Consider the following 17,260-nt stretch of genomic DNA (forward strand, 5'->3'; position numbering starts at 1 on the left):
TAGTATAGAAGTAGAACCTGACATTGGTTGCAATGGCTGCACCGGTTCTGGGCTTTCGCCTTGACCGGTGCTTTATTGTGACCACCGCAGGAACTCTAAAAGTAAGGTTACCGGTATCTACACCCTGTAGATACCCGATACAGGAAAGCAGGGTTGGAAGCTGATGGTCACCCGATGAGCAACCAGCGATGATCTGCCAATTAAACCAATAGTCTGCTCCTCGCTGGGCAGACCAGCAAGGAGAATTGTGGCGAAACTTAGAGTTCATGAGTTAGCGAAAGAGCTCGGAACCACCTCGAAAGTCGTGCTGCAGGCACTGAAAGATTCGGGAGAGTTCGTAAAAAGCGCGTCCTCTACAATAGAGGCTCCGGTTGCGCGTAAAATGCGTGAGCATTTTGCCAAGCTCGCCGTAGAGGTAGAAGCAGCAGCTCCCAAAATTAAAGAAGCGAAGAAAAAAGTCGCTAGTAAAACCGCTAAAGTTAAGGCGGCTAAAAAAGCTAAAACGCAAGAAAATGAAACCGTAGCAGCTGCCGGGACCGCCAAGGAAGATAACAAACCAGCTCCCTCGGAGGAATCCAAGAAAGCGGCGTCAATTAAACCGGGTCCTAAACCCGGTCCAAAGCCAGCGCCTAAAGCAGAGAAACCAAAATCTGCCCCAGGTGGACCTAAACCAGCTCCTAAACCCGGAAAATCGCCGGGAAGTTCTGCGCCAAAACCGGCACCTCGTGCTGGCGCGCCCCGTCCGGGCAACAACCCGTTCGCCTCTGCGCAGGGGATGCCTCGTCCTGGCGGGCCGCGTCCGGGTAATAATCCGTTCGCGTCCTCACAGGGAATGCCCCGTCCGGGGGGAACCTCAGGGCAGCGTAAGAGCAGCGGAAGAGGTCGCCCCGGAAAGGGTAATCGTCGTCAGTCCTCGGCAACCCCCAACGTAATGCCGGCACATTCCGCAACTACTCCCATGATGGATCAACCGGCTCCTTCCCGTGGTCAGCGCCGCGGTGCAGCCGGACAAGGAGGACCTGGCGGTTCGGGCGGTCCTGGTCGTCCCGGCGGTCACAAGATGAATAACCGTGGTCGCGGCGGTTTCGGTGCCACTCAGGGGGCATTTGGTCGCGGCGGTTCCTCGAAATCTAAACGGCGTAAATCCAAACGGGCTAAACGCGCCGAGTACGAGCAACAAACCGCTCCGAAGATTGGCGGCGTACAGGTTCCCCACGGGGATGGTTCCACGCCTTTACGCCTACGGTCTGGGGCTTCACTAGCCGATATGGCAGATCGGATTGATTGCGATCCCGCATCCTTGGTAACTGTGCTGATGACCTTGGGTGAAATGGCAACCTCGAACCAATCCTTGGACGAGGACACCTTGATGACGCTCGGCTCTGAACTGGGCTATCAGGTACAGGTAGTTTCCCCAGAAGATGAAGATCGCGAACTACTCGAATCTTTCGATATTAACCTACGCGAAGAGGAACAAAGCGATGAAGAGGACGCTTTGCCGCGTCCTCCGGTAGTTACGGTTATGGGGCACGTAGACCACGGTAAAACCAAACTATTGGACGCTATCCGTGATACCGATGTGGTGGGCGCTGAACATGGGGGAATCACCCAGCATATTGGTGCTTACCAGGTAAATATCGATGTGGACGAGGTTCGCCGGGCAATCACCTTTATTGACACCCCTGGTCACGAAGCCTTTACCGCTATGCGTGCGCGCGGGGCGGAAGTAACCGATATCGCGATTTTGGTAGTTGCCGCTGATGACGGGGTTATGCCTCAGACAGTGGAGGCGATTAACCACGCCCAAGCCGCCAATGTGCCGATTGTGGTAGCGGTAAACAAGGTTGATAAACCTGACTCTAACCCGGATAAAGTGCGCGCTCAGCTCACTGAATACGGTCTGGTGGCCGAAGAATATGGCGGCGACGTAATGTTCGTTGATGTATCGGCTAAACAGCGTAAAGGTATTCACGAATTGCTAGAAGCGGTGCTGCTGACTGCGGATGCTGCTTTAGAGCTGAAAGCTAACCCGGATGCTGCTGCTCGCGGGGTCGCGATTGAAACTCGCCTGGATAAAGGGCGGGGCGCGGTCGCTACGATTTTGGTGCAGCGCGGTACCTTGCGGGTCGGGGACTCGATTGTGGTGGGTTCGGCTCATGGTCGGGTTCGTGCCATGCTTGATGAATACGGCAACCAAGTTGAACAGGCCGGTCCGTCCTTCCCCACGGCTGTTCTTGGTTTAACCAGTGTGCCGGGAGCCGGTGATTCTTTGTTAGTGGCAGAAGATGAACGTACTGCCCGCCAGATTGCCGATAAACGCCAAGCGCAGCAACGCGCTGCCCAACTGGGCAAACGTCGCAAACGGATTTCTTTGGAAGATTTCAACGCGGCTTTGGAGCAGGGCAAGGTAGATACTTTGAACCTGATTTTGAAGGGCGACGTCTCTGGCGCGGTCGAAGCCTTGGAGGATTCGCTACTCAAGATCGATGTGGGCGAGGAAGTGCAGTTGCGGATTATTCACCGTGGCGTAGGCGCAATCACCCAAAACGATATCAACCTGGCCAGCGTAGACAATGCGGTAGTTATCGGCTTCAATGTGCGTCCGGCGCAGCGCGTAGCCGAATATGCTGATTCGCAAGGCGTAGATATGCGTTTCTATAACGTTATTTACCAGGCGATTGAAGATGTTGAGAGCGCTATGAAAGGTATGCTCAAACCCATTTATGAAGAAAAGCAGATGGGTGTGGCAGAGATTTTGCAGGTTTTCCGCTCCTCTAAGTTTGGTAATATCGCCGGTTCGGTGGTGCGTGAGGGTCTGATCAAGCGGGGCGCCAAGGCTCGCTTGGTACGTGACGGAATCGTGGTTGAACCTGAACTTCAGATTTCCTCTTTGCGTCGCGAGAAAGACGATGTGACTGAGGTTCGCGAGGGTTACGAATGTGGTATTTCCTTAGCGATTAAAGATATTCAGGTTGGTGACCATATCGAAACCTGGGAAATGGTAGAGAAACCGCGCGATTAGCGTTACTGGTCGGCTTTTCGGGCGCGAGCTGTTTGCGCCCGAAAAGCCACTTTTAGGTGAAGGAGTTTTCATGGCTGATCAGGCTCGTAGGCGCAGAGTTGAGGAACGGATTCAGACCACGGTGGCTAGGCTATTGGAACGCCGGGTTAAAGATCCGCGTATTGGTTTTACTACCATCACTGATTGTCGGGTTACCGGCGATTTGCAGCATGCTACCGTGTTTTACACGGTTTTTGGTGATGAAAAGCAGCGTGAAAAAACCGCGAAAGCATTGAACAGTGCCAAAGGGCTGATTCGTTCAGAGGTCGGCAAGGCTCTTGGTATTCGCTTGACACCCAGTGTCGAGTTCACTTTGGATGCTTTGCCGCAGCAGACTGCCAGTTTTGAAGAAACCCTTGCCAGCGCCCTCGACTCGGATGCGAATCTGCGTGAAGGGGCTCAGGCAGCTACTTATGCCGGGGAGGAAGATCCTTACCGTAAGCCTCGGGAAAAGAAAATCTTTGAACCTCAAGAAGCAGAGCCTACTTTCACTGAATGGACTGGTGAAGATGGTTTTGCTGATACCGATAGTTTTCCAGACACGGATAATTCTTAAGACCTGGACGCTATTGGTAATCGCAAAATGTGAAGTGGTGAGTTGAATAGTTTTGACTGTGGATTCGCTTGTTTCTGACCCTACTTTTGCTCCGTTAGGTGCAGATATCGAAGTTCCCCGCGCCCAAATAACAGCTGATGACGGGGTGCTAGCTGTTGATAAGCCCTTGGGGATTACCAGTCATGATGTGGTTGCCCGGCTGCGCCGTCTCGCGGCTACTCGCAAGGTGGGTCATGCCGGTACTTTGGATCCGGCCGCATCAGGCGTATTAGTTGTTGGTCTTGGCCGCGGCACTAAACTTTTACAGTATCTGCAAGGGCTAAAGAAAACCTATATTGCCCGGGTTTGTTTCGGGGTGGAAACTGATAGCGAGGACGCGCAGGGAACTATTACCGCTAAACGGGGCGCTGGTATACAGGATTTAGCGGGGATTCAGACCGTGTTGCAGCATTGGCGTGGGCAGGTAATGCAGGTTCCTAGTGCTTTTTCGGCTTTAAAAATCCGAGGTCGAAGGGCTGCTGACCGTATTCGCAGCGGAGAAAATGTGCAGCTTCCGTCAAGGCCGATTACTATCTATGAGCTTACTTTGCTGGGGGAACCGGAAGAGGGCGTCCTCGATGGGAGTCGGGTGGTTTATCAGGATATTCGGGTGACGTGTTCGGCTGGTACTTATGTTCGTGCCTTGGGGCGAGATTTGGGTAATGAACTGGGTATAGGGGCGCATCTTAGGGGATTGCGGCGGGTTAGGGTTGGTCTTTTTGGGCTAGATACTACCCAAAATGAGGCGGAGGATTCTGCTTTTCCTGTCTATAACCTGCAGGAACTATCGCGTCTAGTTGCCGATAAACAGCAGTTGCCAGTAGTTAATCTTGATGAAATCTGCGCGAGGATGTTTCCGGTTTGTCCGGTGAGTGCGGAGGTTATTACCGCTCTGGGTTATGGACAACGTCCGCTAGCTAATCTTGAAACTATTGGGGGCGGTTTCGCAAATCCAGATACCGTTTATGCCTTGGCTGACGACCAAGGTTCGATAGCTTTTTTGGCGCGGCTTCGCGATAACTCCTGGCGCAGCGTCCTAAATCTCCGCTCGTAGATTATCCCTTAACTGCGCCATCAACCATTCCAGAGATAAAGAACCGCTGGAGACAGAAATAGATTATAACCATTGGTAATGCCACCCACACGGCTCCTGCTGCCAGAAGGGTTGAACCTTGAGTATATTGTCCTTGGAAGAACGCTAATCCAAGGGGAGCAGTCATAACTATTCCAGACGGGGACATAATGAGTGGGATTAAAAAGTCATTCCACGTCCACATAAAGGTTAGTAAAACTAATGTAACCAAAGTTGGTATAGCTAAAGGGATTAGAACTTGATACATAATACGCAAGTTCCCAGCGCCATCTATGCGGGCAGCTTCAATAATTCCGGGGTTAAAGTTTCGAAAGAATGCTCGCATCCAAAATGTTCCAAATGCTAAGGATTGAGCGATTTGGGGTAGTGCAACCGCCCAAATAGTGTCCGTTAATCCCAGGCTCCGAAAATCATAGTATAGCGGCAAAATGATTGCCTCAGTTGGAATCATTAATCCGAGCAAGAATAAAAAGAAAATGATTTTTTCGCCGCGTGGTTTTAACACTGCCAGGGCGTAGCCACTCATTATCGATAGAACCAGGGCTATAAAGACCACTACAACCGCTATGCGGAAAGAATTCCACATATATTCTGAGAAATGTCCTTGATGCCAGGCAGTAATGAAGTTTTCTGGGTGGAACCAGGAGGTATCTCCTACCTTTTCCGCTGATAAGGCAAGATAAATAACATAGAGAATTGGGGTTAGCGTCAATATGGTTGCTACCGCTAGCAAGATGAAAGCAAATGCTTTTTGTTTCGTGGAATGCATGGTTACTCTCGTTCTCCTATGAGGTTTACACCTAAGTTGATGAAGAAAATTATTAGAGTTAAAACAACAGCTAGGGAGGAAGCTACTCCCACCTCTCCGAGACGGAATGCATGGTTATATACCTCATAGGAGGGAACGGAAGTAGATGAACCCGGACCTCCGGAGGTAGTTATATATACAAGGTCAAAAGTCTTTAGAGCTGCGATAATGGTTAAAGTTAAGGAGACAACAATCTCTGCACGTACTCCCGGAACGGTAATGTAAAAGAATTGGCGAATAGGTCCTGCTCCATCAACCCGTGCAGCTTCATAGTATTCTTCGGGAATTCTGGTCATACCTGACATGAGTAGAACCGTGACTAAGCCGGTCGAGACCCAGGTGCCAATGAACCCTACAGCGATGAGCGCCGTTTTGAAGTCCCCGAGCCAACCGCGAGTAATAGTGTCTAAACCTATAAGACGTAAAGCTGAATTGACCAGTCCGTTTGGGGCATAAAGCTGACGCCATGCTATTGCTAGAACCACCATAGCTATTACTTGCGGTAGGAACATAACTGTTCGGAAAAAACCAGTGCCGGGAGCTTTACCTCGAATTAGAAGAGAAGCTAGCAGCATTCCCAAAAGAAGCGGAATTATGGCGTAGAAGATAATCAGGATTATTGCGTGTGTGAACGAAGATAACAGTACCGGATTTGAGAATAAAAGGCGGTAGTTGTCAATACCTACCCATTTCGGATCCGATAATCCGTCCCACTCGTAGAGAGAAAAACCGAAGACCCGGACTATGGGGTAAAGCATGAAAAGACTATAGAAAATAACTGGGATAGCTAAAAGTGCCCAGGCGCTAAACTCGCTGCCGCGCCTTAAGTGCTTTTTCTCCTGGTGATGCTGGTTCAATGGGAATCATCTCCTAGGGAATTGTGAGGTTTGGGAGCTGCAAGCAGCAACTCCCAAACCTGACAGTTGTGTTTACCGTTGTATGGCTTTGTTATAGTGAGCGTCCATCGTCTCTATAAATTTTTCCGGGGTAGTTTCTGACGCTAATAAACTTTGTAGTGCTGCACCCAAGTCTTTATCCATGGTGGGGGAGGCATAGTTCATATAGGGAAGAACATTGCCTTTGGTAGTCAGTTCTTCAAAAGCTTTTAGGACATCCGCGGTGATATCGGTTTTATCTCCTAGGTAACTTGCAGTGTTGTTGATAGGGACATTGCCGGTTTCGGATAGTACTTTCATCGCGTCTTGGTTAGTAATGAAATCAATATAAGCTGCAGCAACGTTCTTGTCTTTTGCTTTGGTGGAGATAGTGAACGGCAGACCAGTTCCTCCGGTGGTTTGTATTTTGTCCATGTTCTCACTCTTTGGGGGAAGGATGAACTTTACATCGTCTTTCATAGCTGCTTTTAAATCAGGCGCTAACCAGGAACCTGCTATCAGGAATACTCCTTCTTTTTTGCTGAAAGACTGCCAGACGGAATCATAATCTAAGCCGTTATAGCCTTCGTTGAAATACCCGCTCTTTGCCCAGTTAGCTAAGGTTTCGGCAGCTTTTTTATTTCCCTCGGTTTTCCAACTAGCTCCCTTGTTTCCGAATCCTAGGGTACGGATAGTGTCGGCTTTTTCGCTAGCACCTTCAACTACTCCCCAAACATGGATTCCGGGCCACTGTTCCACGTTGCCCAGCATGAGGGGAGTGCCGCCCTTATCTTTAATGGTTTTTAGAGCTTTGTTGAAATCTTCCCAGGTTTTTGGGGGTTCCAAGCCGTATTTTTTAAGTTCCGAAGGCGCATAATAGATGCCGACAGATTCGCCAACTTGGGGAAGGCCATATAGGTTTCCGGTACCGAAGTCTTTGCCATCGGTAGAGTATCGCGCATAGCCCAATATGTCTTTGGAGTAGTTCTTCTCCCAGCCGTAGGCTTTTGACCATGGTTCTAGGGAAACTAATTGTTTCGCGCTAACAAATTTGCCCATCATAGAACGGGCGTTATCTGTTTGCGCAACGTCAGGACCGTCCTTACCTGATAGCGCAAGAGCGAGGGTGGTGGTCAGGTCATCGTAAGATTTCGATACTCGTTTTATTGTTATATTTGGGTATTTTTCTTGGAACTTTTTGTTCAGTTTTTCTATTTGCTCGTTTTGTCCTCCACGACTTTCTTGATCCCAAACTGTTAAAGTCTGTTTAGGTAGCTTAGAAATGTCAGTGACTATTTCTGTAGTCTTCTGCTCGCTAGATTCGCTACTCTTTTGAGGTGCGCAGCCACTAAGGGCTCCGATACTGAGTGCTGCCATCGCAGTTATTGCCGCAGCGTGCTGCCAATGCTTCATTGCATATCCTTTCGGTGTCTGTTCTGTTAATGATTTATTGTTTGATAGAAGTCTTTTAGCTCTCCAAGTGTGGGGGCAGCCAGAGCTGAGCCGGCTCTAGTGGTTTGTAAGCTAGCTATATAAATAGCAATGGTTGCTGCATCTTCCAGGTTGAGCTCTGCACTTAATGCCCAGATTAGACCGGCAGTGAAAGTGTCTCCTGCTCCGGTGGTGTCTTTAACGCAGACGTTTGGAGCCGGTAAATCATATCTTTGATTATTTCGGGAGTGAACGTAAGCTCCATCGTTTCCCTGCGTGACGATAATATCTGTACCCAGGCTAGCTAGTTTATTAGCAGCGAGACTAACGTTGTTGAGCCCAGTAAGTGCACATGCTTCCTCGCTATTGGGTACAAAGATGTCCACCTCGTTAATTGTGTTGATTAAGTCTGGATTCTCGGTGTCTTGCCAGCCAACATCGGCTATAACTTTGGTTCCGCGCTCACGCCAAGATTTAATTTGCTTGGAGTTTGCGGCAACATCTGCCAGTCCGATAGATAAGAAGTCTGGTGGACGGGTCAATGGGGGAAGGGGTGGGGTGCACGGCATTCCGTGACTTATCAGGGCGCGTTCTCCCTGATAGGGGAGAGCAACTGTTAAGTTTTGATGCTCCCTTTGTTGGGAGTATTTCATATCTACTCCCATTGTTTCTAGTGCGTGTTTGCAGATGTTTCCTAGAAAATCATTGCCGATAAAACTGCATATTTCGACGCTCATTCCCAGCCGAACGCAGGCTATTGCTTGGTTGGCTACTCCACCCGGTCCCCATTCCAAAGAGTCCGACCAGATTTCATGCCCTAGGCTCGGGAAAGCTTTAAGACCGGTAAAGTTTAAATCAAGAAATAGTGGTCCAGCGGTTATCACGTGTGTCGCCTTGGAGGCAGTGTTGTGTTGCTTCAAGAAGCCTGATAAATCACGCATGTGGCTATTATTGCACAAAAACTGACAGAAATTGCGTAAAGTTGCGCAAAAGTGAAAGAAAGTGGGGTAAACTTAAGTCATGTTGCCACATCAACGCCGGATGCAAATTGCCAATATCGTCAAAAAAAACGGGAATATGACCATTTCCCAGTTGGCCAACCATCTACAGGTTTCAGATTCCACTATTCGCCGAGATTTATCACTTCTTGATCGCGAGGGGATGCTGACTCGCGTTCGTGGCGGTGTTATCGAATCTGATGTAAACCCTTTCGTTGAGGTTGCGGCATATGCACATGATGAAAAGCAGCGCATCGCTAAGGCTGCATCGGAGCTAATAGCGGATCGTACGACCGTAATAATTGATATTGGAACCACAGGTGCGGCATTAGCTAGAGAACTTCGTGGTCGAGATTTAGCGGTGATTACTACCTCGCTGGCGGTAGTTGATGAATTACGAGACTCCCCCCAAACGGAACTTATCGTTCTTGGAGGAGTGCTGCGTCAATCTTACCGTTCCCTAGTAGGAAACATTCCGGAAAACGCCCTTTCTCAAATTACTGCCGATTATGCTTTCCTAGGAACGTCTGGCGTGAGATCTGATGGGATGGTATTGGATTCCACCGGTATTGAAGTACCTATTAAACACAGTATTTTGGAGCATTCGCTAAATACTTACCTATTAGCAGCCACCGATAAATTCCCTGGATCTGGCTTGTTAAATGTTACTTACATAGAGAACATGACCGGATTGGTAACCAGCGCTGATAGTTCATTACTTCCTGAACAAACTAAAAAAATAGAGGTGATTTTTGCATGAAGTTAGTAATCATTGGGGGAGGCGGATTTCGAGTACCCCAGGTTATAGAAGTTCTAAGTAGTCCGGAAGCAAAACTCCGAGTAGATGAAGTTGTTCTATATGATGTTGATTGCGCACGTACAGATGCAATTATGGCGGTTTTGAGAGGGTCAGGGTTCTTAGATTGCCCTACCAGTCCATCGGTTTCAGCTTGTTATGACCTGTCTGAGGCTCTTGTTGGTGCTGATTTCGTATTCTCAGCCATGCGGATTGGGGGAACGTGCGGTCGCATTACTGACGAGCGAGTTGGCTTGGGGCATGGTGTCCTAGGTCAGGAAACCGTTGGTGTCGGTGGATATGCTTACGCCCTCCGCACTATCCCCGCAGCCCTAGAGCTGGCTCGCACTATTAAAAAGGTTGCACCGGAGAGTTGGACAATCAACTTCACTAACCCTGCCGGGATTATTACTCAAGCAATGCGAAAAGTTTTGGGACATAAGGTAATCGGTATTTGTGATACCCCAATCGGTCTCATGCGCAGAGCTTGCGCGGCTTTAGGGGTAAACCAAGAGGACGTGCAATTTGATTATGTGGGATTAAATCACCTTGGTTGGCTGCGTACCTTGGTAAAAGATGGGGAAGATTTGCTTCCACAACTGCTCGCGGATGATGACTTATTGGACCATATGGAGGAGGCTCGCACTATAGGGGGAGATTGGATTCGCGCAATTGGGAAGCTACCTAATGAGTATCTTTACTACTACTATCTAAATCGCGAATCACTATCCCGTATTAAAAATGGGGAGCAAACCAGAGGAGAATTTCTTAACAGTCAGCAAAGTGGTTTTTATTCAGACGTATTAAAAAACCCGCAAAAGGCTTGGCAGCTATGGAATCAATATCATAATGAGCGGGAAGCAACTTATATGGCAGAATCAAGAGACCCAGACAAACGGGATGGAAGGCGTGCAGAAGATATTGCGGGAGGCGGCTACCAAGAAGTTGCTCTAGGAATTATGGAAGCACTAACTCTGGATAGTCCAGCGCGAATGATTCTTAACGTCGGTAATGGGGATTGCGCAGAAACCCCGTTGCTGATTCCTGAGCTAAATGCACAAGCCGTGGTGGAAGTTCCTTGTTGGGTCGATGGTAGCGGTGTTCACCCTCAGAAAGTAGCCCCGGTTACTGGGGCGGAACTGGGTTTGATAACTTCGGTTAAAGCGTGTGAAGAGTTGGTTATTGATGCGGCTATAGAAGGGGATAAGACCAAGGCCTGGCGTGCTTTCGCCTCCCATCCCCTAGTAGATTCGGTATTGGTGGCTCGTAAGCTCCTAAATGACTACTGTGAGAAAAACCCGCTAATCGCCAAAGTGTTTACAAGCTAGTTACTGATCTTAGATTTTGCTGGTCGGTTCGTTTTTGTTTTAGAACTATAGCTGCTTGAGTTGGCATATTGCGATTATCGCTGCGGGCTGAGCCAGTGGAAGGCTCAAGGTGAAATGTATTAAGTTTACAAAGTAGCTAAAGGAGAAGCATGAGCCAAAACCAAAATACCGGAAACACTGGAAATACCGAAAATACCGCAAACATCGGAAACAATGCCAAGAAAACCTGTGGCTGTGGCTGCGGTTGCGGAGGTAAAGGCAAAAGCAGAAAAACTGCGGAAGAAAAACGCACCGGTGAGCTAGGAGTTCCCGCAAATGGTCGTCCAGAACTAGGCGTAACTAAAAACGGTAGCTAACTGTGCAAATCTGGACACGTCCTCCCCACCTGGAAACTAACGAGCGCACGGTCGCCACTATCGGAATTTTTGATGGGGTACACAAGGGGCATACTCGGATTATTAAAACTGTAGTATCCAGGGCGAAACGAGACGGGCTATATGCGGTGGCAGTAACCTTTTCCCCGCACCCTTCGGTTATTCATAACCCGACCAACCCTACCGCCCTAATTCAACCTCTCCCAGATAGGCTAGATGCTTTAGCTGCTTTAGGGCTGGATGCCACCTGGGTAGTACCCTACACTCGCGATTTAGCTAATCAAACTCCCCAACAGTTTATTGATAGCTATTTTGTAGATGGTTTACATCTAAAAGAAATCGTGGTGGGACAAGATGTTCGTTTTGGCCGCGATAACTGTGGGGATATTGAAACCTTGCGTCAATCCGGCAGTAAACAGGACTTTCAGGTGATTGAGGTTGCCGATATTACTGACGCTCAAGCGCGACGTTACTCCTCCACGCGGGTGCGTCAATGTTTGGCAAGGGGAGACGTTCAGGGCGCCGCCCAGATTTTAGGGCGCAGCTACCGGCTGCGGGGAATCGTAGAACGGGGCTTTCAACGAGGACGTCAGCTTGGTTTCCCCACCGCTAACCTGGGGCAGACTGCCGGACTGGTGATTCCCGCTAATGGGGTTTACGCGGGGCTCTTGATACGTTCAGTTCCTGGCACTAACGCGGTTGAGCATTTACCGGCCGCGATTTCGGTGGGTACTAATCCTCAGTTTTCTGGGGACAAGGTTACGGTGGAAGCTCATGTGTTAGGGCGGGCCGACCTTAATCTTTATGATGAACCAGTTGCGATAGATTTTATTGCTCATCTGCGTCCGATGCTGAAACTAGAGAGCGTAGAAAAACTGCTTGCGCGAATGGATGAAGATTTGCGTTCCTGTAGCGAAATTCTGGGTGTTCCTCCAGCTGGTAGAATTAATCCAGCGGATGTAACCGCACAATAGCTCGCTAGACAGCTACTTCGCTTACCTGGGGGTAGCTGACTGCTGGAGCTGCTGGCAACGAAAAGCCTGATTTTCGCCCTTTTGAATCCATAGAGGATTTATATAGCGGGTGGTGGGGCTGAACTTATCAAAACTGAAAATAAAAGACTAGGGACGCTAAAGAATGGAAACTTTGCACTTTGTAGTGGTCGTTTTGAGCTTTGTGCTGCTTTCGTCAGTCCTTGACCAGATGATTTCGCGAGTCTCTCTGCCGTTGGTGCAAATCGGGATTGGTTTGCTAATGGCCGTTTTTATCAGCGGACCTCTTGAATTTAGTTTAGATCCCGAGCTGTTCTTGGTGCTCTTTATTGCTCCTTTGCTCTATGATGAATCCCGAAACGTTTCTAAACGATTGCTTTATCGGCATTTTTCGGCAGTGCTCAATCTGGCGATTGGCTTAGTCATTTGCAGTTGTTTAGCTGTGGGTTTCTTCTTGAACTATTTAGAGCCGTCAATCCCGCTTACGGCGGCTTTTGCATTGGGGGCGGCGTTGGGGCCGACCGATGCGGTTGCAGTAGGAGCCTTGTCGGGAACGGTAAAACTTAATTCGCGGCAAAGCACTTTGTTAGCTGGTGAAGCCCTGATTAATGATGCTTCCGGGATTGTTTCTTTTCAGTTCGCGGTGGCGGCCGCCGTCACTGGTGCTTTTTCTTTAACCAATGCGGCCGGAGCTTTTGCGGTTTCGTTTTTGGGGGGATTGTCTCTCGGGGTGTTACTGGGGATTGTATCTTTGCTGATACTCAAGGCGGTGCGGGGGATTGGGCTAGAGTCCACGGTTTTCCATGTGACTTTTGAACTGCTTTCACCTTTCGTTTTCTTTATTATTGCCGAAGAGCTACACGTTTCGGGGATTTTAGCGGTAGTTGCCGGTGGTCTTTTGGTTACTTTACTTCCGCAGAGGACGAGTGCTTTTGCTGCTCGGGTACGTCTGGTGTCCGGTTCGGTTTGGGAAGTCGTCGCGTTTATTCTCAACGGGATTGTGTTCATCATGTTGGGTACGCAAATCCCGGGGGTGTTTAACAGTACTTGGCGTGAAAATTCTAATCCGTTATCCCTAATTGGGCTAGTTTTTGCGATAACCTCCCTCAGTGTAGTGCTGCGTTTTGTATGGGTTTTGCTTTTCGATTGGCGCTACTACCGGCGTTTGCAGCGACGGGACAAATCCTCAATAGAGTCTACAGAGGTTTTTGCGGGCGGCAAGGTTAGCACTCTCAAACTTATTCAAAATGCCCTGGTCACCACGTTAGCTGGACCTAAAGGGGCAGTTACCTTATCGATTGCTTTCACTTTGCCACTGGTGACGGCGGGAGGAAAAGAGTTTCCTGCCCGCGGTGAGTTAATCTTTATTGCTTCCGGCGTTATTTTATTGACTTTGCTAATGGCTAATTTCTTGACCCCCTTGCTTACTCCTGCTCCGGAAATACCTGATGATACCGAGCTTCATCAGGCACGTGCCCGGGTAAAGAAGCAGGTAATCAAGATTTTGCGGGAAGAGTTCGCGCCGCGTTCCCCTTTGGCGGTCACGGTGGTTTGTACGCGTTTGACCCGCCAAATTAATGAGGATTTGGATTCTTCTCATTCTCATAATCTTTTCCGTGAGATTCGGATTGATACTATTCGTCACCAGATGCGTCTACTCGATGAAATCGCGGATTCTGGGCAGGCAGATAAAGCGGTAGTAGTGGCTATGCGCAAAGTTTTACGTCGCTCCTTACTATTGTCGGGTTCGCAGTCTACCGCGCATCATCCTGGGAAAAGCTTGCGCGGTGTTGGTCAGTTTCTGCGTAACCGTTTAGGGGACTGGTTCAAGAAGATGCGGTTAAGGTCTGGTTCTGTCCCGGTAGTCGAGAATCCTAATGGGATGCGGGCGATGCGTTTACGCATGGAAGAGGAAGCCATCAAGTATTTGCGTGCCCGTCAAAGCACCACCGACGATTTGGAGCGTCAAGTTGCTAGCTATCTGCTGGAAGATCACCAAGAGATAGTTAAAGTTTTGAAGAATGATTCGCGCTCTTACCGTAATGATTTGCAGGCAAAAGTCGATGACTTAGAAGAAGAGTCCTTGCGGCTGCAACTGGGATGTATTCAGGATTTACGGGAGGACGGTACTCTCAGCGATGATTTGGCTGATGCGCTGCGGCAAGAAGTTTACCTGTTACAAATGAATTATGCTGATGCTGGTCATTAAGCTAAAGCACCATCACGATTTGTACTAGCACGATTTTTGCGATAATCCCGAGGGCGAAGGTGGCAGAATATCCAGATTCGCAACGCTCATCGGGGATAGTGCTCTGTACGTGACTGAGAATTGCGGGCTGCCCCACGAAACCGGCGATTGCCCCCGCCATCCGGGCAGTAGAAAGCCCTAAGAATTTTCCGAGCAGCCAGAATGCCACCAGCACTGGCACTATACCGGCAGCAGCCAATAGCCCGATTTTTATTCCGGTAAGGGAAAAGGCGCTACTGGCAAAGGCTGGTCCAGATGATAAACCTACTGCCGCCAGGAATAGCACCAGTCCCATTTGTCGCAACATATTATTTGCCGAGGGCGCCAGGGAGAATACTAATGGCCCCAACCGGTCAATGCGCCCTAGTAGTAATCCCACTACCAGCGGACCAGCCGCGGCGCCTAAGGCGAGTGAGCCGAGAGAACCCAGGGGGATAGTGATGAGTCCAAGTGCCACCCCGGCGGCAATCCCGAGTCCGAATGGCAGATAATCGATGGCAGAGATTTTATGTTCCGAATCCCCGAAAGTTTTAGCAATATCGTTTAACCGTTCTATTGGGTAGACAACTAATACCCGATCCCCCATTTGCAGGCGGGTTTCAGCAGTGGCAAGCATATCGGTGTCGGCTCGGCGCACGCGGGTTAGGAGTGATTGAAAACGAGCCGGTAAGAACAGATCTGCAACTTTTTTCCCCACTAAACGCTGGTTGGAAACTGTGAAGCGACGGAAATCTATATCTTTCCGGTCAGCAGAGATGTCTTCCCCTATTGGCGTGCCTAAGGTTTTTCCAGCGGTTTTAACCGCATCCGGAATGCCAACCAGGAAAGCTAAATCTCCGGCTTTTAGTTCCCCATCGGGGTGGGCAACCTGCATTTTGCCGTCCCGCAGCAGATAGGAAATCCGTAGCCCGCCTTCCGAAGACCCCACGACCTCGGCAATCCCCGGTATTTCTTGGATTCTCATCGGGTTTTCTACCCGAATAGTTTGGGTAAAAAGTCCGGCCGCTGATGCCGGGTTTGGGTCATTTTTCGCTGGAAGTTTTATCCGCATGAGTGCTGTCACTACCACCATGGTTACGATTACCCCCACCGGGTAGGCAATCGCGTATCCTACTGCGGGCTGGGCGCTTCCTCCGGCAGCGTCGGTCGCGGCTGCTAGAGCTGGGGTGGTAGTTAGCGAACCGGCGAACATTCCTCCCAGTAGCGGGGAACTAAGCCCCAAGGCTTTGCCGCCGAAGGCCACCACTAGGGCGTAAACGGCAAGTAAAACGACAGCCCCAATCAGTAATGGAGATTGTTTGCGCAGGTCGCGGAAGAAAGAAGCGCCCGCCGCCAAGCCAATAGTGTAGACAAAAAGTGCCAAGCCGATAGCGGAGACCAGGGACAGGTTTTCTCCGAGCGCCGGGTTTAACGCTCCGACTGCCAGGCCGACGAATAAGGCCCCGGCAGCACCGAACTTTAGAGGGCCGAAAGGTATCGAACCGAATAGAGTTCCCAGGGCGATTACTAAAAATAGGGTCAATAGGGAAGAAGAGGCGAGTATTTGCATCACCCTTTCAGGATAGCGAGGATAATCTGTAAAACGCATTCTGCGATGTCAGCAAGCTGCCAGCCCGCCCTTGGGGGTTTAAAATACGACAGAGCTAATCAGACCTTTCTGAAAATAAAGGATTATTCTTATTAAACCTGGTTCTGGTCGGTACTTTCCGGGAAGGTGGACTTTAGCGTGGGGAAGATTTCCCGAGCCAGGTTGTTGATTTGGGTTTGCAATATGGGGGCGAGGCGGTTCTGTAATTCACTGCGCTCCATGGAGGCTACCGGCTCTAACTGCACGATATAGCGCATCGTTGCTACTCCGTAAATCATGGACATCAAAATTTCAATCAGCATCGGGAAGCGTGACTCTAGCTGCCTTTTTTGTACCGGAGGAAGATAGGGGGCAAGCGAATCTAGCAGTTGGACTACCCCTTTTTGTAGATTGTCGCGGATATAGCTGCGGAACCGCTGGGTGGTTTCAGCGTCGGTAATAAGCGCGCGCATCAGGGCTTTCATTCGATCTTTGGTGAGGCGTTCCTCGTAAAGAGTGAAGGCGAAATCCAATAGCCGCTCGGCTACTCCCTCAATTCCGGGTTCCCATAGTTGGAGGACTTGTTCTAAGGGGTCAAGCGGTAAATCGAAGCAATCTCGAAATAACCGCTGTTTGGAGCGAAAATAATAGCTGACCATTGCGGGGTCGCAACCCGCCCCTTTAGCAATCGAACGCATCGTGGTGCCGTCATAGCCGCGGGCAATGAACTGGGATTCGGCAACCCGCTTGATCTGTTCGCGCATTCTCCCGCGCGCTCCCCGCGGCCCTCTCCCGTGACCAGGGGAACGTTTGGCTGTTTTTGGGACAGAAGATGGGGTTTTGGCTTTCTTAGTTCCCGGCTTTAAATCCCGAGCGCGCGAATTAGCTAACGTTTCCTTTTTGTAATCATCGGTGGTTAATTCATCGTCACCGAAACTTTTTCCGCTGACTCTTTTTCGCTTGCTAGAGCGTTCCTGCTGGTTGGTGTGATTTTCTCTGGATTTTGCGTTCATAGTTTTATCCTAATTTCAACACCCTGTGAATTTAGTGTTTTCAGCTTACCTTGAGGTGGTGATAACGACTCCGGGAGATGC

General features: G+C 49.6%; 14 protein-coding genes. 8 read left to right on the top strand and 6 right to left on the bottom strand.

The genetic code is table 11. The features are described 5' to 3' along the window. Nucleotides 1–247 precede the first annotated feature (247 nt). The 3 genes from infB to truB all read left to right on the top strand — a co-directional run bounded on the left by infB (nucleotide 248) and on the right by truB (nucleotide 4,710). Complete coding sequence (gene infB, locus PG728_RS00700) at nucleotides 248–3,022, top strand: translation initiation factor IF-2 (RefSeq protein ID WP_270625119.1); 2,775 nt, start codon at nucleotides 248–250, stop codon at nucleotides 3,020–3,022. A 70-nt stretch (nucleotides 3,023–3,092) separates the two neighbouring features. Beyond that, entirely contained in the window at nucleotides 3,093–3,617 is a 525-nt protein-coding gene (rbfA, locus tag PG728_RS00705) for a 30S ribosome-binding factor RbfA (protein WP_270625120.1), read from the top strand. A gap of 58 nt (nucleotides 3,618–3,675) precedes the next feature. Further along, nucleotides 3,676–4,710, top strand: coding sequence for a tRNA pseudouridine(55) synthase TruB (truB, locus tag PG728_RS00710; RefSeq protein WP_270625122.1), 1,035 nt, complete (start codon nucleotides 3,676–3,678; stop codon nucleotides 4,708–4,710). A 1-nt stretch (nucleotide 4,711) separates the two neighbouring features. On the opposite strand, the gene PG728_RS00715 is transcribed toward truB, so the two are convergent. The 4 genes from PG728_RS00715 to PG728_RS00730 form a co-directional block, all read right to left on the bottom strand. After that, nucleotides 4,712–5,518: a carbohydrate ABC transporter permease gene (locus PG728_RS00715; protein ID WP_270625124.1), complete on the bottom strand. Its 807-nt coding sequence runs from the start codon at nucleotides 5,516–5,518 to the stop codon at nucleotides 4,712–4,714. A gap of 2 nt (nucleotides 5,519–5,520) precedes the next feature. Then, nucleotides 5,521–6,414 carry a carbohydrate ABC transporter permease gene (locus PG728_RS00720; RefSeq protein WP_270625125.1) on the bottom strand — a complete coding sequence of 298 codons (894 nt, stop codon included), beginning with the start codon at nucleotides 6,412–6,414 and terminating at the stop codon, nucleotides 5,521–5,523. A gap of 72 nt (nucleotides 6,415–6,486) precedes the next feature. Continuing rightward, on the bottom strand, nucleotides 6,487–7,845 hold the full coding sequence (locus PG728_RS00725) for an ABC transporter substrate-binding protein (protein WP_270625127.1): 1,359 nt from the start codon (nucleotides 7,843–7,845) through the stop codon (nucleotides 6,487–6,489). A 26-nt stretch (nucleotides 7,846–7,871) separates the two neighbouring features. Continuing rightward, nucleotides 7,872–8,804, bottom strand: a complete 933-nt coding sequence (locus PG728_RS00730) for a carbohydrate kinase family protein (protein WP_270625129.1) — start codon at nucleotides 8,802–8,804, stop codon at nucleotides 7,872–7,874. A 79-nt stretch (nucleotides 8,805–8,883) separates the two neighbouring features. On the opposite strand from PG728_RS00730, the gene PG728_RS00735 reads away from it, so the two are divergent. The 5 genes from PG728_RS00735 (at nucleotide 8,884) to PG728_RS00755 (ending at nucleotide 14,560) form a co-directional block, all read left to right on the top strand. Next, a complete protein-coding gene (locus PG728_RS00735; RefSeq protein ID WP_270625131.1) occupies nucleotides 8,884–9,621 on the top strand; it encodes a DeoR/GlpR family DNA-binding transcription regulator in 738 nt (245 codons plus the stop codon). Beyond that, entirely contained in the window at nucleotides 9,618–10,985 is a 1,368-nt protein-coding gene (locus PG728_RS00740) for a family 4 glycosyl hydrolase (RefSeq protein ID WP_270625132.1), read from the top strand. Before PG728_RS00735 ends, PG728_RS00740 begins: the two co-directional genes overlap by 4 nt. Nucleotides 10,986–11,134: 149 nt before the next feature. Continuing rightward, nucleotides 11,135–11,341 (top strand): hypothetical protein, encoded by a 207-nt coding sequence (locus PG728_RS00745; RefSeq protein ID WP_270625134.1) that lies wholly within the window; start codon nucleotides 11,135–11,137, stop codon nucleotides 11,339–11,341. A 2-nt stretch (nucleotides 11,342–11,343) separates the two neighbouring features. Further along, on the top strand, nucleotides 11,344–12,333 hold the full coding sequence (locus PG728_RS00750; protein WP_072509996.1) for a bifunctional riboflavin kinase/FAD synthetase: 990 nt from the start codon (nucleotides 11,344–11,346) through the stop codon (nucleotides 12,331–12,333). A gap of 163 nt (nucleotides 12,334–12,496) precedes the next feature. Further along, nucleotides 12,497–14,560, top strand: coding sequence for a Na+/H+ antiporter (locus PG728_RS00755; protein ID WP_270625138.1), 2,064 nt, complete (start codon nucleotides 12,497–12,499; stop codon nucleotides 14,558–14,560). 1 nt (nucleotide 14,561) lies between these two features. On the opposite strand, the gene PG728_RS00760 is transcribed toward PG728_RS00755, so the two are convergent. Next, complete coding sequence (locus PG728_RS00760; RefSeq protein WP_270625352.1) at nucleotides 14,562–16,148, bottom strand: aspartate:alanine exchanger family transporter; 1,587 nt, start codon at nucleotides 16,146–16,148, stop codon at nucleotides 14,562–14,564. A 131-nt stretch (nucleotides 16,149–16,279) separates the two neighbouring features. Continuing rightward, nucleotides 16,280–17,179 carry a TetR/AcrR family transcriptional regulator gene (locus tag PG728_RS00765; RefSeq protein WP_270625140.1) on the bottom strand — a complete coding sequence of 300 codons (900 nt, stop codon included), beginning with the start codon at nucleotides 17,177–17,179 and terminating at the stop codon, nucleotides 16,280–16,282. Nucleotides 17,180–17,260: the final 81 nt, after the last annotated feature.

This window comes from Varibaculum timonense (genome assembly GCF_027694345.1).
GTDB lineage: Bacteria > Actinomycetota > Actinomycetes > Actinomycetales > Actinomycetaceae > Varibaculum > Varibaculum timonense_A.